At 62.1% G+C, this 23,713-nt stretch carries 18 protein-coding genes and 1 tRNA gene; 10 read left to right on the top strand and 9 right to left on the bottom strand.

Annotated elements, in window-relative coordinates; genetic code table 11:
- Positions 1-105 precede the first annotated feature (105 nt).
- Together hflC and hflK are read right to left on the bottom strand one after the other, a co-directional pair.
- Positions 106-951 (bottom strand): protease modulator HflC, encoded by an 846-nt coding sequence (gene hflC, locus FHS54_RS02680; protein ID WP_167302673.1) that lies wholly within the window; start codon positions 949-951, stop codon positions 106-108.
- Positions 951-2,069 carry an FtsH protease activity modulator HflK gene (gene hflK / locus FHS54_RS02675; protein ID WP_208404725.1) on the bottom strand — a complete coding sequence of 373 codons (1,119 nt, stop codon included), beginning with the start codon at positions 2,067-2,069 and terminating at the stop codon, positions 951-953. Before hflK ends, hflC begins: the two co-directional genes overlap by 1 nt.
- 73 nt (positions 2,070-2,142) lie before the next feature.
- On the opposite strand from hflK, the gene FHS54_RS02670 reads away from it, so the two are divergent.
- The 8 genes from FHS54_RS02670 (at position 2,143) to FHS54_RS02635 (ending at position 11,403) form a co-directional block, all read left to right on the top strand.
- A complete protein-coding gene (locus FHS54_RS02670; RefSeq protein ID WP_167302234.1) occupies positions 2,143-3,102 on the top strand; it encodes an Mrp/NBP35 family ATP-binding protein in 960 nt (319 codons plus the stop codon).
- A gap of 72 nt (positions 3,103-3,174) precedes the next feature.
- Positions 3,175-3,609: a CoA-binding protein gene (locus FHS54_RS02665; RefSeq protein ID WP_167302233.1), complete on the top strand. Its 435-nt coding sequence runs from the start codon at positions 3,175-3,177 to the stop codon at positions 3,607-3,609.
- 39 nt (positions 3,610-3,648) lie between these two features.
- Positions 3,649-5,925 carry a xanthine dehydrogenase family protein molybdopterin-binding subunit gene (locus FHS54_RS02660; protein ID WP_208404724.1) on the top strand — a complete coding sequence of 759 codons (2,277 nt, stop codon included), beginning with the start codon at positions 3,649-3,651 and terminating at the stop codon, positions 5,923-5,925.
- An 8-nt stretch (positions 5,926-5,933) separates the two neighbouring features.
- A complete protein-coding gene (hemH, locus tag FHS54_RS02655) occupies positions 5,934-6,905 on the top strand; it encodes a ferrochelatase (protein WP_167302232.1) in 972 nt (323 codons plus the stop codon).
- A 32-nt stretch (positions 6,906-6,937) separates the two neighbouring features.
- Entirely contained in the window at positions 6,938-7,660 is a 723-nt protein-coding gene (gene phbB / locus FHS54_RS02650; protein WP_167302231.1) for an acetoacetyl-CoA reductase, read from the top strand.
- Positions 7,661-7,664: 4 nt separating this feature from the next.
- Entirely contained in the window at positions 7,665-7,949 is a 285-nt protein-coding gene (locus tag FHS54_RS02645; RefSeq protein ID WP_167302230.1) for a ribbon-helix-helix domain-containing protein, read from the top strand.
- A gap of 67 nt (positions 7,950-8,016) precedes the next feature.
- Positions 8,017-10,449 carry a TonB-dependent receptor gene (locus FHS54_RS02640; RefSeq protein WP_167302229.1) on the top strand — a complete coding sequence of 811 codons (2,433 nt, stop codon included), beginning with the start codon at positions 8,017-8,019 and terminating at the stop codon, positions 10,447-10,449.
- 189 nt (positions 10,450-10,638) lie between these two features.
- On the top strand, positions 10,639-11,403 hold the full coding sequence (locus FHS54_RS02635; protein WP_167302228.1) for an energy transducer TonB: 765 nt from the start codon (positions 10,639-10,641) through the stop codon (positions 11,401-11,403).
- A gap of 34 nt (positions 11,404-11,437) precedes the next feature.
- Here the strand turns inward: FHS54_RS02635 and FHS54_RS02630 are convergent, their stop codons facing one another.
- The 6 genes from FHS54_RS02630 to FHS54_RS02605 all read right to left on the bottom strand — a co-directional run bounded on the left by FHS54_RS02630 (position 11,438) and on the right by FHS54_RS02605 (position 20,709).
- Positions 11,438-12,310, bottom strand: coding sequence for an FAD:protein FMN transferase (locus tag FHS54_RS02630; protein WP_167302227.1), 873 nt, complete (start codon positions 12,308-12,310; stop codon positions 11,438-11,440).
- A 95-nt stretch (positions 12,311-12,405) separates the two neighbouring features.
- Entirely contained in the window at positions 12,406-13,269 is an 864-nt protein-coding gene (locus tag FHS54_RS02625) for a DUF4198 domain-containing protein (RefSeq protein WP_167302226.1), read from the bottom strand.
- A gap of 11 nt (positions 13,270-13,280) precedes the next feature.
- Positions 13,281-13,811: a DUF2271 domain-containing protein gene (locus FHS54_RS02620; RefSeq protein ID WP_167302225.1), complete on the bottom strand. Its 531-nt coding sequence runs from the start codon at positions 13,809-13,811 to the stop codon at positions 13,281-13,283.
- Between the two features lie 12 nt (positions 13,812-13,823).
- Positions 13,824-14,468 carry a PepSY-associated TM helix domain-containing protein gene (locus tag FHS54_RS02615; RefSeq protein WP_167302224.1) on the bottom strand — a complete coding sequence of 215 codons (645 nt, stop codon included), beginning with the start codon at positions 14,466-14,468 and terminating at the stop codon, positions 13,824-13,826.
- Positions 14,469-14,592: 124 nt separating this feature from the next.
- Entirely contained in the window at positions 14,593-19,254 is a 4,662-nt protein-coding gene (locus FHS54_RS02610) for an NAD-glutamate dehydrogenase (RefSeq protein ID WP_167302223.1), read from the bottom strand.
- 177 nt (positions 19,255-19,431) lie between these two features.
- On the bottom strand, positions 19,432-20,709 hold the full coding sequence (locus tag FHS54_RS02605; protein WP_167302222.1) for a PAS domain-containing protein: 1,278 nt from the start codon (positions 20,707-20,709) through the stop codon (positions 19,432-19,434).
- A gap of 184 nt (positions 20,710-20,893) precedes the next feature.
- Here FHS54_RS02605 and FHS54_RS02600 point away from each other — a divergent pair.
- Together FHS54_RS02600 and FHS54_RS16625 are read left to right on the top strand one after the other, a co-directional pair.
- Positions 20,894-20,969, top strand: a tRNA-Thr gene (locus FHS54_RS02600).
- Between the two features lie 211 nt (positions 20,970-21,180).
- Complete coding sequence (locus FHS54_RS16625) at positions 21,181-21,291, top strand: hypothetical protein (protein WP_425057291.1); 111 nt, start codon at positions 21,181-21,183, stop codon at positions 21,289-21,291.
- Positions 21,292-21,498: 207 nt separating this feature from the next.
- On the opposite strand, the gene FHS54_RS02595 is transcribed toward FHS54_RS16625, so the two are convergent.
- A complete protein-coding gene (locus FHS54_RS02595) occupies positions 21,499-23,634 on the bottom strand; it encodes a TonB-dependent siderophore receptor (protein ID WP_167302221.1) in 2,136 nt (711 codons plus the stop codon).
- Positions 23,635-23,713 lie beyond the last annotated feature (79 nt).

Below are 23,713 nucleotides of genomic sequence, written 5' to 3'. Positions count from 1 at the left end.
ACAGTCCTCTCATGAACTTGCGGAAAGGAAGGCGGGACTCCGCGAGAGTGGGAATGCGCCGCCCTGCCTTAACCCTCATTGAATGACGCTGGTTCCGTAATGATCCTAACGGCCCTGAAACTGTTTCAGGAACTCATTGTCGCGCGACAGGACCATATTGGTCGATCCCGACCGATCCGTCGCGAACGTGTAGCGATAGGCCTGCATGGCCCGATAGAAATCGTAGAATTGCGGGTCCTTGCCAAAGCTGTCGGAATAGATGCGGGCCGCGTTGGCGTCCGCTTCCGCCCGGATGATCTGCGCCTGCTTGGCCCCTTGCGCACGGATGGTCAGCGCTTCCTGCTCACGCGCCGTGCGCATCCGGGTAAAGGCGCTTTCCAGCGGCGCACCATCGGGCAGGTCGGCCCGCTTGATCCGCACGTCGACGATCTGCGCGCCATATTGCCGTGCGACGCGGTTCAGACCCGCCTCTATATTGTCCATCACCTGCCCGCGCTCAGGCGACAGCAGCGCGGCGAAGGGGCGCTTGCCCAATTCGTTACGCAGCGCCGACCCAAGGATCGGGCGCAATGCTTCGGATACGCGTTCTTCGTTGCCCGCCGCGATATACATGCGCAGCGGATCGACGATGCGATAACGGGCGAAGGCGTCGACCTGCAATCGCAACTGGTCGGTCGACAGCACCTGCTGCCGTTCCATTTCCACCGACAGCACACGCTTGTCGATCCAGACGATCTGGTCGATGAACGGCCAGCGCAGGATGATCCCGGCACCCGTTTTGCCGAAATCCTCGTTCGGGCGGTAGCGGTTGATGATCTTCTTGGGATCGCCGAAGCGGACGACCACGCCCTGTTTCGTTTCAGGAACGATGGCAATCGTGCTGCCGATCAGCAGCAGCAGGGCGATAACCGACAGCGCGAGCGCGACGGGATGGCGCAGCAAGTTCGGCATCACCGGTTCCCCTCGGCAGGAGCAGCAGGGGCTGACGCCGCAGCCTGCGCCCGGCGCTTGAGTTCGGGCAGCGGCAGGAACGGCGTGACATTGCCGCTTTCGACGATCGTCTTGTCGACGTTGGACAGGACGCCCTCCATGGTTTCGTAATACATGCGGCGGCGCGTGACGTCCGGCGACAACCGATATTGTTCGTAGACCTTGTCAAAGGCAGCGGCTTCGCCCTGCGCCTTTGCCGTCACCTGCTGCGCGGCGGCGCGCGCTTCGTTCAGATAGGTCTGGGCGGTCTGCTGAGCAGCGGACACGGCCTTGAACGCGTCGTTGACGGCGGTCGGCGGGTCGGCCTGCTTGATGGCGACGCCCTGCACGCGAATGCCCGACCGGTAGCCGTCGAGTATATCCTGCATACGTTGTTCGACCTGTTGTTCGATCTCGGTCCGGCCCGCGCCCAGAGCATCGTCCAGGCTGACGCTGGCGACGACGGAGCGCATGGCGCTTTCCGCCACTTCGCGGACAGTGTCATCGGGGTCGGACAGCTGGAACAGATAAAGTTCCGGGCTGCGGATATTCCAGCGCACCGAATAGGCAAGATCGATGATGTTCTGATCACCGGTCAGCACCAGATTCTCGCTCTCGGCGCTGGCCGATCCGATATCGATGGCGCGAATTTCCTCGACATCGACGGTGGTCACATTTTCCAGCGGCGACGGCAGCGTCAGGCTGATGCCCGGCGAAATCGTCCGGCTATATTTGCCCAGCAGCGTCACTACGCCGCGTTCCTGCGGGCCAACGCGATGGACGCAGGTCAACACCAGCCACAGCAGGACGAAGATGCCGACTGCTGCGGGCCAAAGAGCCTTGCCGTTGGGGCGTGGGGGAAGATTGCCAAATCCGCCGCCGCCCTGGCCAAAGCTTTCACGACCCCGGCGCAGCAGTTCGTCGATCGCGGAAGGCCCCTTCGATCCCGAAGGTCGACCCGGCTGCGTCCAGGGATTGCGAGGGCCGTCATTTCCCTTGCCTGGGCCGTCGCCCCCGTCGGGACCGTCGCCCTTATTGCCCCAGGGGCCTTGGACCATGGCGCTTTTGATGCCGGGCATCCACCCGAAAATTCTCTTCATACCGTCTCTATAGGAAGGCTGGCGCTTGAAAAACAGTGCCATTCGCAACGATAATTGCCTAGAGGCCGCTGTCATGACCGATCTTGAGAGTTTCGCCGCCCGCCTGAAGACGCTGACCGAGGGGCGCGCCAGCACCCCGCGCGTCAAGGATGGGGTCATGAGCCTGGCGCTCGACGTGGGCGGCCTGTCCGCCGCGCGCCGGGATGCCGTGGCCGACGCGATCCGCGAAGGCGCGCTGCTGGTTCCAGGCGTGCAGGATGTGCGCATAGCGATGACGACCGAACGCAAGAGCATCAGGATCATCGCCGTCGCATCGGGCAAGGGGGGCGTGGGCAAGTCAACTTTATCGGCGAACCTTGCCGTCGCCCTGAAGCGGCTGGGTTTTTCCGTCGGCATCGTGGATGCGGATATATACGGCCCCTCGCAGGCCAGGCTGATGAACAGCGAGGACAAGAAGCCGCAGGCGCAGGACAAGCGCCTTATCCCGGTGGACAGCCCGGCTGGCATTCCCATGCTGTCCATGGCGCATCTGGTGGAGCCGGGGAAGGCGCTCGCGTGGCGCGGGCCGATGGCGGGCAATGCCCTGTCGCAATTGATCGACGCCGACTGGGGTGAGACGGAAATATTGATTGTCGACATGCCGCCCGGCACCGGCGACGTTCAATTGTCGATGGTGCAAAAGCACAAGCCTGCGGGGGCTGTCATCGTATCGACGCCGCAGGACCTGGCGTTGATCGACGCCCGCCGCGCCATCAGCCTGTTTGAACAGACGCAGGTGCCGATCATCGGCCTTGTGGAAAATATGGCGGGTTATAGTTGCCCGCATTGCGGCGAAATATCCGACCCGTTCGGCACGGGAGGCGCGGAAGCCGCCGCCGCGCAGTTGGGGATGGCCTTTCTGGGCCGTATTCCCCTGGCGATCGACATTCGGCTGAAATCCGACGCGGGCGACCCACCTGCCGCAGGCGAAGATGCGTCGGGTCAGGCTTTTCACGCCGTCGCGGATCAGGTTGCGCGCTGGCTGCGTAGCTGACGGGCGGAGGGTTGAGGGAACAGATCGGCACCGTGCCGCGTCTTTCCGGCAACGGTTAAAAGGAAAGAATGCATGCCGCTGAACGAGCCTCAGCAGATCATCGACCTTCTGAATGAAACGCGCACCATTGCGATGGTCGGCCTGTCGGACCGGCCCGATCGCCCCAGCTATGGCGTGATGAAGGTGCTTCAGGACCATGGCTATCGCGTGCTGCCGGTCAATCCGCAGATTGCAGGCGAGCATGTGCATGGCGAATTTGTCTGGGCGCGGCTGGCCGATATCGGCGTGCCCATCGACATGGTCGATATCTTCCGGCGTAGCGAGGCCGCTGGAGACGCGGTGGATGAAGCCATCGCAGCGGGTGCGAAAGCGGTGTGGATGCAATTGGGCGTGATCAATGAAGCCGCCGCCGCCCGCGCGGAAGCCGCCGGTTTGAAGGTCGTGATGGACCATTGCCCGGCAATCGAGATTGCCCGTCTGAATATCGCTCCGATTAGCACAGATTAATGCTTTTCAGCCGTTCGAACCCTGTCTATCACCATAGTCATGGGGCGCGCACCGCTGAAGCATGCACAGCGTAAAGATCAGGCCAGGGGCATCAATCGACGCGCGCTGCTGGCAGGTGCGGGTGCATCGGCGGGGCTGGTGCTGGCATGGGCGATATGGCCCCGCAACTACCGCCCGAACCTGAATGCCGCAGCGGGCGAAACGATATTCAACGCTTTCCTGAAGATCGACCGGGCAGGGCAGATCGTCGTCATCGTTCCCCAGACGGAAATGGGGCAGGGCATCACGACATTGCTGCCGCAGATATTGGCCGATGAACTGGGCGCTGACTGGCGAACGGTCGGGGTGCAAAGCGCGCCCGTCAGTCCGCTGTACGCCAACGATTTGCTGGCGCGGCAATGGCTGGCCAGCGACTGGACGCGGCTGGCGGGCGAAGCGGGCGAATGGGCGATCGATCAATATGCGACGCGCCGGGCATTGATGCTGACCGGCGCTGGCACGTCGGTGCCGATGTTTCACCAAAGCTATCGTGAGGCGGGCGCTGCTGCCCGCGTGCTGCTGTGCCAGGCGGCGGCGGCGCGCTGGGATGTTCCCTGGGAAAGCTGCGACATCCAGAATGGCATCATTTCCGATGGCGGGCAGAAGCGGCTGAAGATCGGCGATGTGGTGGAGGATGCCGCCGCATTGGACGTGCCGGAAATCCTGCCCTTCCGACAGAGACAGACGGATCGGCTGGCCGGGCAGGACCTGCCGCGCCTGGACACGCCGTCCAAGATTGACGGCAGCCACAATTTCGCAGCGGACATCCGCTTGCCCGACATGGTTTTCGCTTCGATCCGGCAAGGACCGATCGGCGATGCGCTGCTGAAAAGCGTCAATGAGGATGCGGCGCGCAGTGTCACTGGATTTCTGAAGCTGGTCCGCACGGATCGTTGGGTGGCGGCGGTCGCGACCAACTGGTGGGCGGCGAACAAGGCGCTGGACCTTGCCGACCCCGTGTTCGAACTTATGGGCAATCCGGTCAGCAGCGAAGGCATCGAGGCGGCGCTGGAGCAGGCGTTCGCCGGTTCGTCGGGGCAGCGTCTTTATTCGCGCGGCGATCTGGCACCCTTGTTCGACAATGCCACCATCATGGCCAGTGAGTTCAGCGTCGATCCTGGCCTGCATCTCGCGCTGGAGCCGATGTGTGCGACGGCGCGTGTGACTGATGACGCGGCGGAGGTGTGGACGGCGACGCAAGCGCCCGGCCTGGCCCGCGCGGCGGTTGCCGACGCACTCGGCATCGCGGACGGGTCCGTGACGCTCTATTCCCTGCATGCGGGCGGCTCATTCGGACGGCGGATGGATGTGGACGTGGGCGTCCAGGCGGCGCTCATTGCGAAGGATATCGGCCGACCGGTGCAACTGCTCTGGTCCCGGCTCGAAGATGTCATTCAGGATCGCCCAAGCGCTCCAGCCCATGCCCGTATGGCTGCGAAGCTGGGCCGCAACGGCGTGATCGAAGGCTGGCTGGCCAAGGTTGCCGCCCCGTGCGCCATGACCCAGACCTGGGACAGGGTGGCGCATCGCAAACTGCCTTTCGAGGCTGCGCGTGACGCTGCTGGCATATCCACCCGTCTGGCCGTTTCGGGCATGGAATTGCCCTATGCACTGCCCAACTGGGCGGTCGATCATTTCCCCGCCGACCCCGGCCTTCCCGTCGGCTTTGCGCCGGGCAACGCCCGTCTGCATGGCGCTTTCTTCACTGAAAGCTTTGTCGATGAACTGGCCCATCAGGCGGGGATTGAGCCGATATCCTTCCGCATTCAGATGCTGGGCGGTAACCCCCGCCTTGCGCACTGCCTGACCACCGTTGGCGCGATGGGCGGGTGGCAAGGTGGAATCGAAGGGAGCGGGCAGGGACTCGCCGCGCACCAGATGGACGGTGTTTATGCTGCCGTGATGGTGGAAGCGGCGATCAATGGGGGCAAGCTTAGCGTCGGGCGGATCATCGCAGCGGTAGATGGTGGGGATCAGGTCAATCCCGACATCGCTCGCCAGCAGGTTGAAAGTGGACTGATTTATGGGCTGGCTATCGCCATGGGCGCATCGGTTCCTTACGCGAGGGGCATGCCCCGGCGCGCGATCATGGGCCGAATGGACTTGCCACGCCTTGCCGACATCGGCGAGGTTTCCGTGGAACTGGTCCGCAGCAGCGCGCCGCCGGCTGAACTTACCGATATCGGCGCGCCGCTGATCGCGCCTGCGGTCGCCAACGCCCTCTTCACAGTCACCGGGCAGCGTTTTCGCAAGCTCCCGCTCTTGCCAAGGACTTGACGTCGTTCGTGGATAAAATCGGCCTTCTCCTCATCAATCTTGGCACGCCCGACGCGCCCGACGCTGCATCGGTGCGGCGCTATCTGGGCGAATTCCTGTCCGACCGGCGCGTCGTGGAGATTCCCAAGCTGTTGTGGCAGCCGATATTGCGCGGTCCCGTCCTGTTGACCCGACCGCGCAAATCAGCGCGCGCCTATCAGGAAGTATGGATGGAGGGAGGGGCTCCGCTTGCCGTTCATACCCGTGATACCGCCCGCCAATTGCAAGAGCTGATGGGCGCGGATGTGACGGTCGATTGGGCGATGCGCTATGGCAATCCTTCGGTCGCGACGCGGCTGAAAGCGATGATTGACGCGGGCTGCGGTCGTATCTTGCTCGCGCCGCTCTATCCCCAATATTGCGCCGCGACGACCGCGACGGCTCTCGACGCCGCCTACGCCACGTTGGCGGGGCTGCGATCGCAGCCCGCGATCCGCACATTGCCGCCTTATTATGCCGATCCTTCTTATATCGAGGCGCTGCGCGCTTCTGCCGAACGGCAACTGGCGCAACTGGATTTTGTGCCCGACCTCCTGCTCGCCAGCTTTCACGGCATGCCGATGCGGACCCGGCAGCTAGGCGACCCCTATCATGGTCAATGCCTGGCGACGGCTGGTCTGCTCGCTCAGGCCATGGGACGCGAGGTGCGGGTCACTTTCCAGTCCCGTTTCGGCCCTGCCAAATGGCTCGGCCCGGCGACCGATGACGTCCTGCGCAGCCTGCCGGGCGAAGGCGTGCGGAACGTGGCGGTGCTGACGCCCGGATTTTCCGCCGATTGCCTGGAAACGCTCGAAGAAATCGCGATGCGGGGGAAAGAGGATTTCCTGTCATCGGGCGGTAGCCAATTCGCCCATCTAAGTTGTTTGAACGCTTCGCCCGAAGCCATGGTCCTGTATCGCCATCTCATCGATCGCGAACTCGCCGGCTGGTTGGAGAGGTAGATTCCGTCCGTGTTTATCAAGGAGAGGCTGTTATGACCAAAGTTGCCATAGTCACAGGCGGAACACGCGGCATTGGTGAAGCGATCAGTTTGGCCTTGAAAAAGATGGGCTATGTCGTGGCCGCCAACTATGCCGGCAATGATGAAAAAGCGCGCGCGTTCAGCGAACGGACGGGCATCGACTCATTTCGATGGGATGTTGGCGATCATCAAGCCTGCCTGGACGGCTGCGCGGCGGTGGCCGACCGGCTGGGGTCGGTGGATATAGTGGTGAATAATGCGGGCATCACCCGCGACGGCGTGCTCGCGAAGATGAGCTTTGACGACTGGAACGAGGTGATGCGCATCAACCTTGGCGGCTGTTTCAACATGGCCAAGGCGACATTCGATGGCATGCGGCAGCGCGGCTGGGGCCGCTTCGTCAATATCGGGTCGGTCAATGGCCAGGCGGGCCAATATGGTCAGGTGAACTATGCTGCGGCCAAGTCCGGCATCCATGGCTTTACCAAGGCGTTGGCGCAGGAAGGCGCGAAATACGGGATCACCGTCAACGCCATCGCGCCCGGTTATGTCGACACCGACATGGTGGCCGCTGTCCCGGCGCAGGTTCTGGAAAAGATCGTCGCCAAGATTCCAGTGGGTCGCCTGGGCCATGCGGGAGAGATTGCGAGGGGCGTCGCATTCCTGTGCAGCGAGGAGGCAGGGTTCGTGACGGGTAGCACCATGTCAATCAATGGCGGCCAGCATATGTATTGACCCCATGACCGCGAATGGAGACTCAGATGGGGCTGTGCCGCCTGCGTCACCCTTCGCGGCGCCGGTCAAGCGCAGCATCACCATTGCGGGGCATCAGACCGCCATCAGTCTGGAGCCTGTTTTCTGGGACGCCCTCCGCGCCCGCGCGGCGCTGGAGGGCTTGCCTATCAACGCGTTGATCGCCCGGATCGACGTCGCTCGGCTTGCGGCAGTCGACCCACCCAACCTGGCAAGCGCGGTGCGTTGCTGGCTGTTCGATTTAAAAGAAGATAAGAATAGTTCGCAATAGCGTTGACTCTGCGATCCACTATCAATAGCAGGCCCCTCAAGCCACATCAGAAAGGGGTTTCTGTTTCATGTCCATTTCCAAGTCCGCGCCATCATTTCTGGCGCTCAGTTGCGTCGGCGCTCTGGCCTTTGCTTCGACCGCCCATGGCCAGGAAGCGGCACAAAGCCCCAAGCTGGGCGGCATGACGGTGACGGATACGGCGATCGACGAATCGGCGGTAAAGGTGGAACGGGCCGAATCGCCGAAATATGTTCGCCCGCTGCTCGACACGCCGCAGACCATCACGGTGATCAACAAGGAAACGATCCAGCAGCAGAATCTGCTGACGCTGCGTGACGTGCTATCCACGGTTCCGGGCATCACCTTTGGCGCGGGCGAGGGCGGCTTTGGCTATGGCGACCGCATCATCCTGCGCGGCCAGGACGCGAAGAATGACGTCACGGTCGATGGCGTGCGTTCCGGCGCGTTCCTGAACCGCAACGAAGTTTACAATATCGAACAGGTGGAAGTCACCAACGGGGCCAACTCCGTAATGAACGGCGGCGGCTCTGTCGCTGGCACGATCAACCTGGTGACCAAGCGTCCGCTGGCGGATGATCAGACCATATTGAACGCTGGCATCGGCACCGACAATTATTATCGCGCGACCGTGGACGCGAACAAGCGGATCAACGACCTGGTCGCCGTGCGCATCAACGCCGTCTATCATGAAAATGACGTGCCGGGTCGCGACGTGGAAAATTTCAAGCGCTGGGGCATCGCGCCCGCCGTCACCATCGGCATTGACGGCCCGACCAGCCTGACCCTGCAGGGCGAATATCTGGATGATGACGCGATGCCGCAATATGGCATGCGTTACTACCCGGCGCAGGGCGGTATCCTCGATGAATTCGACCGTTCAGGCTATTATGGCTTTGCTAATGTCGACAAGCAGGACAGCAAGACCAAGTCATTGCAGGCGATTTTCAGCCATGCCTTCAGCGACAGTCTGAAGATCCGTAACCTGACGCGCTATGAAAATATCCGTCAGAACACGATCACCAGCCAGCCGTCGGGCGACTTCTGTCTGTCATCCGGGGTGCAGCCTGACGGCACCGCATGCGCAGCCACTGTTCCGCCCGGCTTCTTCATGCCCAACCGTGGCAATGGACGGGGCAATACGCGCTTCATCAAGAATGAAACTGCTTACAACCAGATCGATCTGAGCGCCGATTTCGCGACCGGTGGCATCGAACATACGCTGGTTCTGGGTGCGTCGGCCCTGTGGGAAAAATATAATCAGCTTGGTGGCAACAGCTTGCGCGAAGCCGATGGCACCAACCCGTTTGAAACCACCTATCCGCTGGTCAGCATCTCCAATCCTGGTGAAGTCGTGCAGGGTCCGGCTGGCTTTGTTTATGGCAGCAACAATTATGTCGGCCCCATCAACTTCATCCGGTCAGCGCGGAACCTGGGCGAGCAGACGAGCTATGCTGCCTATCTGTTCGACGCGATGAAGTTCACCGATTGGCTGGAGCTGAACGGTGGCATCCGCTACGAAAAGGTGAAGGGCAACAACAAGACTGTCAGCTATGACACGACTGCCGGGTCCGCCACTCTGGGCGATCCCACGGAGGTCAGCACGCCGACCAGGATAGACGACAACCTCTTCTCATACCGGGTCGGACTGGTTGTGAAGCCCACGCCCAACACCAGCCTGTATGTTGCCTATGGCAACTCCAAGCTGCCTTCCAAGGCATCAGTCGATGGTTCCTGCACACCAAATAACGAATTTGGTGGCAGCGGCACCTGCAATGTGAAGCCCGAAACGACGAAGAACTATGAAATCGGCGTCAAGGCTGATCTGTTCGACGCGAAACTGCTGCTTACTGCGGCGATGTTCCGCAATGATCGTAACCAGATCAAGGTTTTGTCCGGCGATCCCTCGCTTCCTGATCGGGCTGCCGATGGCCGCCAGCGTGTCGAAGGCATATCGCTCGGTGCGTCGGGCAATATCACCAGCAACTGGACGATTTCGGCCAACTACATGTACCTGAAGAGCAAGATCAAACAGGGCGTGTCGGATTATTGCCTTGAAAATCCTGGATCGACCGACCCGGCAGCGGGCGATTGCGCCAACAGCACCGCCTTCCCTGACCCGACGCGTGGTTATGCGCTCACCAACACGCCCAAACATTCGGGCAGCCTGTTCACCACCTATCGCTTCGGCTTTGGGTTGGAACTGGGATATGGCATCACTTACCAGGGCAAGTTCCTGCTGAACCAGCCCAATGCGGCCCAACTCGAAGCTGGAACCTATGAGGGCTATAATGTGCCCAGCTATACGATCCATCGGTTCATGGCGAACTACCCCATTACCGAGAATCTGAAGGCACAGCTCAACGTCCAGAATTTCACCAATGAAAAATATGTGACGACGGTGCGCAACAATGTGAACAACAGCTGGGCGCAGCCCGCACCGACCCGTTCGGCGGTGCTGAGCCTGAACTACATCTTCTAAAAAGACCTGATCCCCGGCATTCGTCCCATGCCGGGGTGACGGGCGAGCGGCAGTTTCCCTCCTCCTCGGGCTGCCGCTCGCCCAACCTTTTTCTGGCTGGAACGTGGCTGGATCAAAAATGCAATTGTATCGCATTATGACTTGCGCCATGAGTCCGGCGATGGCTGTGGCCAGAAAGGGGATCGGTACATGTTACGTGTAGCGGACAGGCTGGTGGAACAGGAAGAAGAGGATGTCCTCCTTTCTGCACCCGTGTCGCCCATGTCCCGACCGACGTCGATCCAGACGGCAAGCGCCCCCCCGCCATCGCGCTATGGACAGTCGAAATCCCCCAACTGGGTCGTTATTGCCCTGATTCTAGCCGTTCACGCAGTCCTGATCACGGCGATCATGCATGTGCGCCATCAGGTCCAGAGGCGTGAAGAGCTGCGCTTGTCGGTCGTCAACCTGACGCCGCCTGCGCCGCCGCCGCCTCAGGAAGCGCCTCCGCCGCCGCCTTCAAAGCCACAGGTCGTGGCGCCCGCCCCGGTCGTTCGACTCGTCGCGCCGTCGCCGCAAATCGCCACCACGCCCCTTCCTCAGCCGGTCGCTATCAGCGCGCCGTCGGTGATGGCGCCAGCGCCAACGGTTGCGCTCGCTGCCCCGTCGCCCCCCAGCACGGTGCAGGGCGGCGATCTCAGCACCCAGATGGTTTCCGGTAAGCCACCCCGATACCCCATTGAAAGCCGCCGCAAGCATGAACAGGGAACCGTGGTCCTGGCGCTGACGCTGGGAACCGACGGCGCGGTAGAGGCGGTATCGATTGCGCGCAGCAGCGGCTTTCCCCGTCTGGATGATGCTGCGCGAGACGCTGTTCGCAAATGGCGCTGGCGTCCGATGATCCAGCAGGGTCGGGCCGTCAAGGTGAAGGGTGTCGTCGAGATCCCGTTCGTTCTTCAATCCGCATCTGCGTAAACCGGGTAGGGCGCTTGCCGTCTCCTACGCCTATTCAGTCCAGCATAGCCGCCAAGGCAGGCGTCATATATTCCCGACCTCCGTCATTTTCCCTGCGGATCAGTCGCGCGGCAATGCCATTCCGGGTCGCGAGTGCCATGCCGTTTTCATGGCCCAGCACCGTGATAGCGGTCGCCCAGGCGTCGGCCATCATCGCGCTTTCGTGCAGGACCGACACGGATGCGACCTGGTTCGCGATCGGCCTGCCGGTGGCGGGATCGATGCTGTGGGACAGCAGCCTGCCATCTTCGACCCGGAACCGTCGATAATCGCCCGACGTGGCGACAGACAGGCCGCAAAGCGCGATCCTGAGCGTAGGCAGGCCAAGGCCGGTCGGCGATTCCACATCGACCCACCAGGGTTGGCCATCGGGCCGGACGCCGTCCCCGCGCAGTTCGCCGCCTATCTCGACAAGGAAATGGCGCGCGCCCAGATCGCGCAGGCGCTGCGCAACGGCATCTACAGAGAAACCTTTCGCGATGCCGGAAAAGTCCAGCGTAACGTCCGCCGTGCGGCGCGCCTGCTGCTCTCCAACCTCTATGGCCGTCCAGGGCGATGCAGGTTTGGGCCGTGCCGCAGGAGCATGGGCACCTGACGGCCCAAAGCCCCAACTATCGACCAGCCTGCCCACAGCGGGATCGAACGCGCCGCCGGACAGCCTCGCCATGTCGAGGCCTGCACGAAGGACTGTCATCATGTCTGCGGGCAGAGGGGTCCACTGGCCGATGGGGGACAGGTTGAACCGGCAGATGTCGGACCCGGCTTCCCAATTGCTCATCTGGGCGATGATGCGGGCAAGCACGTCCACAATCGCGGCTTCGCAACCCGCAGGTGCATCGGCGATGCGGGCCGACCAGCTTGTGCCCATGGTCGGCCCGGACAGGTCGGTGACAGCTGCCTGCCGCTGCCGCCCGGTAAAGTCATCGGGCGACAGATCGGTGGGTATGGCGACGCGGACGCCGGTCAGGGCGCAAGGACTTCCAGCGTCGTGACATAGGACGCCCGGCGCTGCGGCGGACCGGCAGGGCGCTGGGGCTTCTGGGCCGTCGAACCAGGCGCGCCCATGGCTTCACCGCCTTCACGGCCGCCTCCGGTGCTGGCATTGAGCCAATACATGCCCGGCTGTGGCCAGGTGATTGTCAGCTTGCCGTCCTTGTCGGTGATGAGGTCCATCTGACCCAGCGAGTCACGATAACGGATCCCGCCCGGAATCGCCGTGACCTTCAAACCAGCGGCAGGCTTGCCGTCCAGCAGGAACTGGAAAGTGGCGGCCTCGCCCGACACCAGGTCATTGGGATGGGTCACGGGCACCAATTCGATGCCTGCGCCCGTGGGCTTGAAGATGGTGGCCGTCGGCGCGCCCAGCGTCACGAAGATTTCGTTCCGGTTGGAGGCTTCCGTCGTCTGCACATTGGTCGCGCCTGCGGGGATGGCCCCGGCCAGATTGTCCTTCGTGGTGCCGCGCGGCAGGCGCTTCTGTTCGCCATTCACCATGTAGCTGCCCATGATGCCGGTCGAAACGCTGGCGATCCGGTAGGTGCCGGGCTGCGTCAGGTGGACGTCAAAGGTCGACCGGTACTTGCCGGTGGCGCTGTTTTCGATCTTGCCTTCTGACCCGTCGGGCTGCGTCACCCTGATATTGTCAGTGCGCATCGGATTATGTTCGAAATAGAACAGGTCGTTGGAAACAGCCGCATCCACCGTCACCCAGCTTTCATTGCCCGACAGGGTGGTGGACGACGGCAGCATCCACTGGCGATGCGCCTGCGCCGCGCCGGAAAGAAGGAGCGCGCCGACCGCGCCTGCGATAACATGTCTGGCCTTCATGACATTTCCCCTTATTTGCCGAAGGAGACGCTGACCGCGCCCAATTCGCTTTTGCCTTTGACTCGCACCGTCGCGCCCGGCTTGGGCGGCCAGTTGAACGGCAGGCGCAGCAATTCGCGCCCGCCCACTTCACGGGCTGCTTCCACGACCAGCGTGTAGTTGCCCGCGCCAAGCCGTCCCAGAGGACCCTTGCCGTTGGTAAAGCCGATCTTCTGTTCGCCCGGTGCGCGGGTCGCACCCGTTACGCCATCCGCCGGAAAGCTCATCGTCCGGCCCGACACGCGCCACCACTGGCGCATGTCGCGCAGCCACTTCGTGCCTTCGCCCTTTGCCTTGTCCACATCATACCAGACGGACAGGGTGCGCGGGGCCGCGCCTTCCTTTTCCAGCCAGATGGCGACATAGGGCCGATGATATTCGGCGACCGACAGGCGGGGGATGGTGACGGTGACGTTCATCGTTTCGGCCTGCGCCGCGCCCGCGCCCGTCGCTGCGCCAATCACGACGCTGCTCCCCAGGATGAGTTTATAGCCCCTCTGCATGACGTCGTTCCCTTAATGGATGAAGATGATGGCGAGCACCGCCGGAATAGCCAGCCCCGCAGCCACCAAAGGCCAGGTGCTGCGCCGCTTGGCCGCATGGAGTTGGAGCAGCAACAGTCCGGTTAGTGCGAACAGGAAGCAGGCGACGGCGAAAATGTCGATGAACCATTTCCACGCCGTGCCGGTGTTGCGCCCCTTGTGAAGGTCGTTGAGGTAACTGATCCATCCCCGGCTTGTCGCCTCGCTGGATACCGCGCCGCTGTGCCGGTCGATGGATACCCAGCCGTCACCGCCGGGGCGGGGAAGCGGCAGGTAGATTTCATCGCCCGACCATTCCGCGTCGCCCTGACCGCTCAGCCCGATCTCCTTTTCGACCCATGCGGCGACCTCTGCCGGCAGCGGCTTCTTGCTGTCCGGCGCATCGTCTGCGGCGATTCGGTTCAACAATGCGGGCGGCAGGGTTGCCGTCCTTTCGACCGTCTGGGGAGAGCCTTCGACATCGGCGGCGTGGTTGAGCGTAATGCCGGTGAAGGCAAAGAGCAGCAGCCCGATCAGGCTGACCGCCGAACTGATCCAGTGCCAACTGTGCAATTGTTTGAGCCAAAAGGTCTTGTGGCTCTTCTTTTTCTTTGGCTGGGCGCGGACGGGAGCGTGCATGGAGATGGATGCGGTCCTGATGAGAAGTGCGGCCTAATAACGCGAACGACTCGCAATTGCAAACACACCAACGCCGAAATTTGTATCAAAATGTAGGCCGTAGGGCCGGAAGGGGCGCCCCGCGTCAGCGCCCTAACAGACCGCGTGCCTGACCGGCAACTTCCGCCAGCATCGCGACATTGGCGAGCGGAGCGGACCGGGCGCGCTGAACAAGCCCGCGAAACTGTGCAACGCGCGCCGCCTTTTTGGTCAGCCAGCGTTCCACATGGGCTGCAATGTCCTTCGTGCTTGCCTGTGCCAGGAAATCCAGCCGCACCTGCTGCATATCGCGCGCGACGCCCGAAATCAGCAGCCGTTCCCATGGGTCGGAAGGCGCCATCCGGGCCGCGGTCGATTGCACCCAGTCGATGCCGAGCGCTTCGCCCAGATGGGTGAAGGCGCGGGTAAGGTCGACTTCATCGACTTCCATGCGGCGCGCCAATGCTGCAATGCCGACTGCGCCATCCAGTTTGAAGAGGCCGACGGTCCGCCGCACCAGCGCATCGGGCGCGCCACGGCTCAGCAGATGATCGGCCACCGCGCTGGCGCGGCGCACGGCTTCGCTGGTCAGCAGTTCATCGACCTTGCTGGCCAGCTTGCCCACGCCATCGGCCAGGACCGCGTGACCTTCGCTGGGCAGGGTGCCTGACGGCAGGCTGCGCAATATGTCGGCAATCTGTGCGCGCATGCCGTTGGCGACGTCGCCGAACAGCCCAAGGCGCGCGCCTTCGGCCATGTCTGCCGCGTCTATGTCCGCCCACAGGCTGCCGATGTCGTACAGCCGCTCAGCGATCAGAAATGCGTTACCCAGGTCCGCCAGCGAACAGCCTTCTTCCTCCGCCAGTTCGAACGGGTGGATCAGGCCCAGCCGGTTGATGACGCGATTGGCGACCTTTGTCGCGATGATTTCCTTGCGCAAGGCATGGACGGCGATCGCATCGGCTTCCTTCTTTTGCATCGCGGTCGGAAAGGCAGCCGCCAGTTCACCTGCCATGCCGGGGTCAGCGGCCAGCCCGCCCTGTTCAATCGCGTCCTGCAGGGTCAGCTTGGCCGTGGACAGCAGCACCGCGAGTTCGGGCCTGGTCATCCCCAGCCCGTCCTGTCCGCGCCGTAACAACTGGTCGTTGGCGGCCAGCCCCTCCACCCGTCGGTCGAGCCGCCCGTCTTCCTCGAACGTTTCGATCAGGCGCACATAGCTTGCCAGTTCGGCAGCGCCGCCCACCTCGGCGATGGACAGGCCCAGCGCCTGCAGGCGGTTATCTTCCAGAACGATGTCCGCCACGGCATCGGTCATGCTTTCCAGCAACTTGTTGCGGGCGTCGAAGGAAAGGCGGCCCTCGGCCATTTCCTTGTTCAGTGCGATCTTGATATTGACCTCATTATCCGAACAATCGACGCCTGCGCTATTGTCGATGAAGTCGGTGTTGATCCGACCGCCACGCAGCGAAAAGGCGATGCGGGCTGCCTGGGTGATGCCCAGGTTTGCGCCTTCGCCGATCACCTTGATCCGTAGTTCCTCCGCATCGATGCGCAGCCGGTCATTGGCCGGATCGCCCACATCGACATGGCTTTGCGAGGCCGATTTTACATAGGTGCCGATGCCGCCGAACCACAGCAGGTCATTGGGACTTTTCAGGATGGCGGCGATCAGTGCCGTCGGCTCCATCTCCGCCTCTGTCACGCCCAGCATCGCTTGCGCCTGCGCGCTCAGAGCTATGCGCTTGAGCGTACGGGGATAAACGCCACCGCCTTTGGAGATGAGCGATTTGTCATAGTCGTCCCAGCTTGACCGGGGCAATTTGAACAGACGTGCGCGCTCTTCCCACGACTGTGCCGGGTCAGGATCGGGGTCCAGGAAGATGTGACGGTGGTCGAAGGCGGCGACTAGCTTGATCGCCTTTGACAGCAACATGCCGTTGCCAAACACGTCGCCCGACATGTCGCCGCATCCGACAACGGTCACCGGCTCGCTCTGCACGTCCACGCCCAGTTCGGCGAAATGCCGCCGGACGCTGATCCACGCACCGCGCGCCGTGATGCCCATCGCCTTATGGTCATAGCCATGGGAACCGCCGCTGGCGAAGGCGTCGCCCAGCCAGAAATTGCGTTCCAGCGCGATACTGTTCGCGACATCGCTGAACGTCGCCGTCCCCTTGTCGGCTGCGACGACGAAATAGGGATCATTGCCATCGTGGATGCGGACATGGGGTGGGGGGGTGACTTTTTGAGCGACGATATTGTCGGTTACCGACAGCAATGCGCGGATGAAGATGCGGTAGCTTTCCGTGCCTTCCGCCATCCATCCTTCGCGGTCGCGCTGTGGATCGGGTAGTTGCTTGGGATAAAATCCGCCCTTAGCCCCCGTTGGCACGATGACGGCATTTTTGACCCGCTGCGCCTTCATGAGGCCCAATATTTCGGTGCGGAAATCGTCGCGTCGGTCGGACCAGCGCAGCCCCCCGCGCGCAACCGGGCCAGCGCGCAGGTGGATGCCTTCGACACGCGGAGAATAGACCCAGATTTCGCGCCAGGGCAGCGGAGCGGGCAGTCCCGGCACCTGTGCGCTGTCCAGCTTGAACGCCAATGCTTCCTGGGCGGCGTCGCTGAAGAAATTGGTGCGCAACGTCGCCGTGATGGCCGCGCGGAGCAGGCGGAGCACGCGATCCTCGTCAATGGCCTTCACCTTCTCCAGGCCCGCGTCGATCGCGGCCTGCGCCTTGACTGCCCGGTCGGCTCCGTCCTTGACGGCAGGGTCGTGTAGCGCATCGAACAACGTCACCAGATCATGCGCAACCGCTTGTTCCCGACGCAATGTTTCGGCGAAGGTCGCCATGCTGTAGGCCATGCCGGTTTGGCGCAGATACCGAAATAGCGCGCGGAACAGCACGACCGCGCGCGGTGCCAGCCCGGCGGTTACGATCAGCTCGTTGAACCGGTCGTTTTCCGCCCGCCCTTCCAGTACCTGGGCGATGGCTTCGGTGACGACCGATGCGCGCGCGATCACCAGTTCCGCATCGCTGCCCGCAGGCAGTTCCAGGACGAAACGCTGGACATGGCCCAGTGCCCCGCCATCCACGGCGGTCGTCATCTCGTCGATCACGCGGAACCCGAAATTTTCAAAGGCGGGTACGACTTCGGACAGGGCAATGACATCATGGCTGTAGAGTTTGAGGCGGAGCCTTTCCGCTTCATCCTCACCATTGCGATAGATGCGGATCGATTTGTCGCCCGGACCTGACAGGCCGTGCAGCAGGCGGATGTCGATCGCTGCTTCGGCGGGGCCTGCGCCGTTGCGATAGGCCAGCGGGAATCCCGGCGCGAAACGCTGCGCCAGGGCGGCGGCGCGGCCGGGGTCCTCGATCTCGGCGAGCGCCTCTTCCACAGCGGGCAGCCAGCCGCGCACCATTTGTTTTAGCTGCCGGTCCAGCGGCTGTTCGTCCGGCACCACCCCGCCGTTGCGCAGGTCAAGTGTGATGCGCAACAGCGCGAGGCCGCTTTCTTCCAGCGCGATCGACCAGCTGAGCACCGGCCCTTTTGCAGCCTGCGACAGCATGTCCTGCACCGCCAGCCGCCGCGCCGTCGTCAATTCTTCGCGCGGGAGCCAGGCGAAGGCGTAGAGATGCCGGGCCAACGCACTCGTCCCCAGCGCCAGCTTGGGGCGCGGGCGGTCGGTCAGCGACATGAAGGTCAGCGCCAGCCGCTCCAGCGTGTCATGGTCAAAGCCGATCAATATATCGTGGGGCAGGGCGGTCAGCGCATGGGCCAGCACCTTGCCCGCATGTCCCGCAGGATCGAAACCGAATTTGTCCATCAGTTCCGACAGGGCGGATCGCAACAGCGGCACCTTGTCGGGCGTCGCGGCCAGTGCGGCGCTGGTCCACATGCCCGCGTGGATGGATAGCGCCACCACCTGCTTGCCTTCCCGCACAGGGACGATGACCAGGTCCAGCAGGACGGGTCGGTGAACCCGCGACACATGGTTGGACTTTATGACGAGCGGGCTGCGCTTGCCCTCTTCGAACCAGGTGAAGGCGGCGTCGCGCGAAGCCGCCGCCAACAAAGGCATGTCCTGCCGCGCGCATATGCCCAAAGGCGCCTGGGCGGTGCCGTCGCGCAGCCGCAGCTCATGCCCGATTTGAGTGAAGTGACGCGCAAGGAACCAGCGCAGCAGGGCCGCGCCTTCGCTATCGGCGACGGTGTCGGCGTCATGCGCCATCGCCTCACGCATCCGTGGCCAGTCGGTAACCGCTGCGCGGACATCGGTCAAAGTCTCACGCAACTGCTTTTCCAGCTTGCGGCGGCCTTTCGCATCGACGCGGTCGGCTTCGATATAGATCATCGACTCCCGGCGCGCGCCCGGCTCATCATCGTCAAGGACGGCGTTCAGCTGGCCCTTGTCGTCCCGGTCGACCGACAGGACGGGGTGCAGCAGCCGGTAAATGGTGACGTCCAGCGCCGCGAGTGCGTTGGCGATGGAATCCACCAGGAACGGCATATCATCGTTGATGATGGCGATGCGCATATAGCGCCCGGTCGCGCCTTCTCCCAGGGTTTCGACCGCCAAGCCCAGCTGACCGGGCTTGCGAAGCTGTGCCGCGCGCGCCAGGAAATCCGCTGCGGCTGCTGCGACCTGGGGGCTGAAATCCTCTCCCTCGCCGGGGATTGTCCCCTTCGCCAGAGCAATCTCCAGCGCCTCAAGGATCGACCGGTTAACCTGCCCGGACCTGGATTCGTTCAATGCCGTCATTCGCAACCTCTTCCCAACGAGACTGGCCCGCTTGCGCTGGCACGGGGAAGGTTGCGGTTTGGCCGCACTCCCTCCTCCGGCGGAGGGCAATATGCGTCACCCAAGCCGGAGTCTCAACCCAGCATGGTAATAAAATTACTTACGGCTAGAATAAAGATGCGAGCTTGCCCGGCCTGTTCAGGCCGCCGCCGCCATGATCACCCGCTGGCCAAGGTCGGAACCGTCTGGCAGAACTGCCACGATGGCGAGCGTGCCGTCCGCCTCGCGGCGAGTGACGACGACTGCCAGCCCATCATCGTCCGTGGCGATGGCGACTGGGTCAATCGCCGCCGCGGCCTTCATCGCGGCACGAGCCGTTGTTTTGCGGTCGGGGCGAGCGGGAGCATTGCTGCGGCGCTGGTTGCGTTCGTCGCGGATGAGGGCTTTCAGGCCGCCATCATAGCTTGCCAGATAGTCGGCGAAGGTGCCGACAGCCAGTCCCGCAGCTTTCGCATGGTCCAGCGCAGCCGCATATTCCGTAAGCCGGGTCTTGTCATAGGTCGCGCCAAAGACGAGCTTTACCACCGCCGTCAGTGGCGTGCGCGCCTGGACCTTGATCCCGGCGTCACTCAACATTTCGGCATAATCGTCCGGCGCTGCCTCAGCCGCCAGCGCGAAATCATAGGCGAACCCGATGGCGCGATAGAGCGCGGTGTGACTGCGAGTTTCACTGGTACGGGCCTGCTCCACGCCGTCGCGAGCCAGCGCCAGCCAGTCGGCCAGAGGCGCGTCGATGGCGGGGCTTTCCATGCCCGTAAGGTCCAGCGTGCTAATGTCATCCTCATCGGCGGCTGGTCCATCCGCCCAGATCGGCGTCACCGTGCCGGGAGCAGCGGAACAGCGCAGGGCAGCGTCCACTTCACGTCCGATCTCGTCGGCGACTTCGTCGCTGGCCAATTCCTTCCAACTGATCACGCCGAAGACGAAATCGATCGTTTCGTCGTCCGATGAAAAGGGCATCAATATGCCCCGATATAATATGTCCGCTCCGCGCTGGTTGACGAATCCGGCTTCAAATCCGATCGGCGCGGCGTTCGCGATGATCTGGAGATAATGGTCGGTCAGGCGGGAGACGAGAGAACGGGGCGGCACGTCCTTGATGTACTGAATTGACCCCGTAATCGCGCATTCCCGACGCAACGCCGTACCCAGATATACGATGGCGGGATTTTCAATCCCTGCGCTGAAATCCAGCAACACGCTGTTCGGACCGAAATCCTCCAGGTCGGCGGGCGACAAATCCTCGATCGAGGGCAGTGCCCTGTCCCCCAGCAGCGATGCCCAATAATTATAGGCACGCACCTGCATCCGCCGCTCATCCGATCCGATGGCCGCAGGGGTTTCGATGGCTGCGTCGCCGACATGATCGAAATCGTCCGCCTCGCTGACGATGTCATGCCCTCGCAGAGTGTCCATTGGGTCGATCCTTAGCCCAGAATAAGCTTTTCCTGAGACTCGACACTGCCATGGGATGGTAAACATGCCGTGAAGACGGCGCGCCGCCCCTATCAGCGGCCAGTCGGTCGGGCGGAAAGATGGTCCAGGCGAATGCATTGCCCGCTTGTCCTACGCATCATCCGCTGTTATCTGCCCGACCAACGCCGCTTTAGCTCAGTTGGTAGAGCATCGCATTCGTAATGCGGGGGTCACAGGTTCGAGTCCTGTAAGCGGCACCATTACCCCCTCCGCCAGCATCCACTTCAGGTTGAAAAAACGGCGGAAATCTCCTAAAAATTCACTCTTTCTGCTAGGTGCGTTTGTCGCCGTCCACGCCTGTCCGTTCCAGCCCAATGGCAGCCGGCTATGGAGATTGAAATTTCGGATTGACGGACTTGATGCCCAAGGACGGTTCAAGAAGAGACGCTGGTTTATCAGCTCGTCTTTCCTGTGCTGGGGAAGCGGCCCATTTCTGAAATCCAGCCGATGGAGGTACCGCTGGCCCTGCGGCCGATCGAGAAGAAGGGGCGGCATGTGTTGCGTCCGGCGTTTGGTCAATGAGGGAAAAAAGGGAAGAGATGCCAAACGTTTAGGATGCGTGGTGGGTCGTAAGAAATGTGAAATCGACCCTACGCAGATGCTTAGCGTCAATCATGCGGCCCCAACTTTAGACTGCCCGGTTCTTCATAATCGTCCGCTTCCAGGTCGAACCTGATAGAATGGAATGACCCGGGCAGGTTGATCCTGCCCGGATCGTATGTCTGGCTTTTAGAAGCCGTAACTTAAAGTCGCGCGGACATTGCGCGGTTCACCATAGATGTAGCCGCCGAACCAGCTGTTGGTGTTATAGTAGCGCTTGTCGAAGACGTTGTTGACATTGATCTGAAGCGACAGCCGATCATCAATGTCGTAAGCCCCCATCAAATTGGCCAGCCAATAGGCCTTCTGCCCTACTTTTTCCGTCTCGCCGGTAGCGGGATTCGCCGCCGTCTGGGGCGGACGGCTTTCCCAACGCGCAGAACCGCCGAAGCTGAATCCGTCCAGCGTTCCGCCAAATTCATATTTCGTGGCCATGCGGAAGACCTTGCGTGGCTGATGCGCCTGCACGTCGATGCCATCAGCATCCGTCGCCTTGAAGTGGCTCCAGCCCGCGCTGATATCCCACCCGGGCAACACTTCGCCCTGCATCTCGAATTCATACCCTTTAGACACCGTTCCCATAGCAGGCTTTGACGCCACGTCTGTGGTGCCGGGCACGAAATAGCCAATGTCGGGGACGGCAAAATTATCCTGTTCGATGCGGAAGACCGCGCCCGACAGGCGCAAACGGCCGTCCAAAAGATCCGCTTTCAGGCCTGCCTCATAATTGGCGCCCTCCAACGGGTCGAGATAGCGCCCCTCGCGATCGCGGACCGTCTGAGGGTTGAAGATGCTGGTATAGCTTGCATAGGCGGACAGAAACTTGTTCAGATCGACCACCAGTCCCGCATAGGGCGTGAAGACGTTCTTCTTCAGGCGATACGGTTCCGCCGTATACAGCGCCTCTTCCTCATCCCGCACCCAACTGCTGAGCCTGCCGCCAAGGATCAGCTTCACCGGATCAAGCAACCGGAACCGGGTCACGCCGTAAAAAGCGGTCTGCTTCGTCGTGCCGAAGCCACTCATGCGGTAGCGTAGTCCCCATGTGGGCTCTGGATAGCTGCCGTCCCATGCGTTGAAGTCACCGACCGGCGCGACCGTAGCGGCATCGGGGTCACGGTTGGTCCAGCCCGTCTTCAGATGATTGTACATCGCGCCCACAACCAGTTCGTGGCTCCGGCCGAACAGCTGATAGTTGCCCTTCAACTGGAGGTTCAGGTTCCACTGTTTGGGCTTGGCCAGATACCAATAGGGCCAGACGTCCATGCCAATCCCGCTTGCCTTGTCCGGGCTACCCCACAGCCAGATGAGCTTGGAATCTTCAGTCTGCTGGAAATAGGAGACATCGCCCTTCAGCATCCAGCCTAAGGCAACATCCTGTTCGATGGTCAGAAACGCTGATGTTTCGGCCGTATCCCAGGCGTTCCAGTCGGCACCCGTGGTTTTGGATCGGGACCAGTCTGCAACGGTGCCGTCAGCATACCAATAGGGCAACTGCGCCCACATCACGCCGTTACGCTCATCCTTCTGATAACTGCCACCTACGCGCAGCCGCGTGCTGGGTCCTACGTCCGCGCTGATCGTGCCGTACAGGGTAAAACCCTTGCTGCTTTCCAGATCGACGAAGGCATCCTGTCGATAGACTTCCGCCGCGAAACGGGCGCGCACCGACCCGTCGCTGGTCAGAGGCGTGCTGACGTCTACGGTGGCCGAGACATGGTCCCACGATGCCGCTTCCAGCGTCACCGTGCCGGTGAATTCGCGCGCATCTGCCTGTCGACGCACCATGTTGATGGATGCTGAGGGTTCGCCCGCGCCCTGCAACAAACCGACCGACCCACGGACGACCTCAACGCGGTCGTAAATGACCGTGCTGCTTTCTTCCAGACCGACATTGCCGGTAGCGAATGGCAAACCGTCGATCTGGAAATTGGTGATATCGAAACCGCGTGCCGACAGAAGATTCCGGCCACGATCCACGCGCTTTACGGACAGGCCGGTCGTGTACTCCAGCACGTCAGCGATGGTCGATGCGGCCTGGTCATCAATCTGCTCGCGGGTTATTATAGTGAGTGATTGTGGTGTTTCGCGCGGAGTCAGGTCGAGTCCGGTGGCAGCCGCATTGCTGCCGATACCACTACCATACACAACGATGGTCTCATTGCCTGATGCATTTTCTTCAGCATCCTGGGCGATCGCTGGAGCAGAAAGAAAACTAGCCGCCAGCAGAGCCAGCCGGAAGGCCGGATGAAAAGAACCGATCATTATACCCCCATTTCCTGCCTCAAACCCGACAGGCGATCGGGGCATACAATGAATTGCGAATGAGTTGCAATATTATAAA

Origin of the sequence: Sphingobium vermicomposti (assembly GCF_011762025.1) — a bacterium.
GTDB classification, from domain to species: Bacteria; Pseudomonadota; Alphaproteobacteria; order Sphingomonadales; family Sphingomonadaceae; genus Sphingobium; species Sphingobium vermicomposti.
This window is presented reverse-complemented; position numbering and strand designations above follow the sequence as displayed.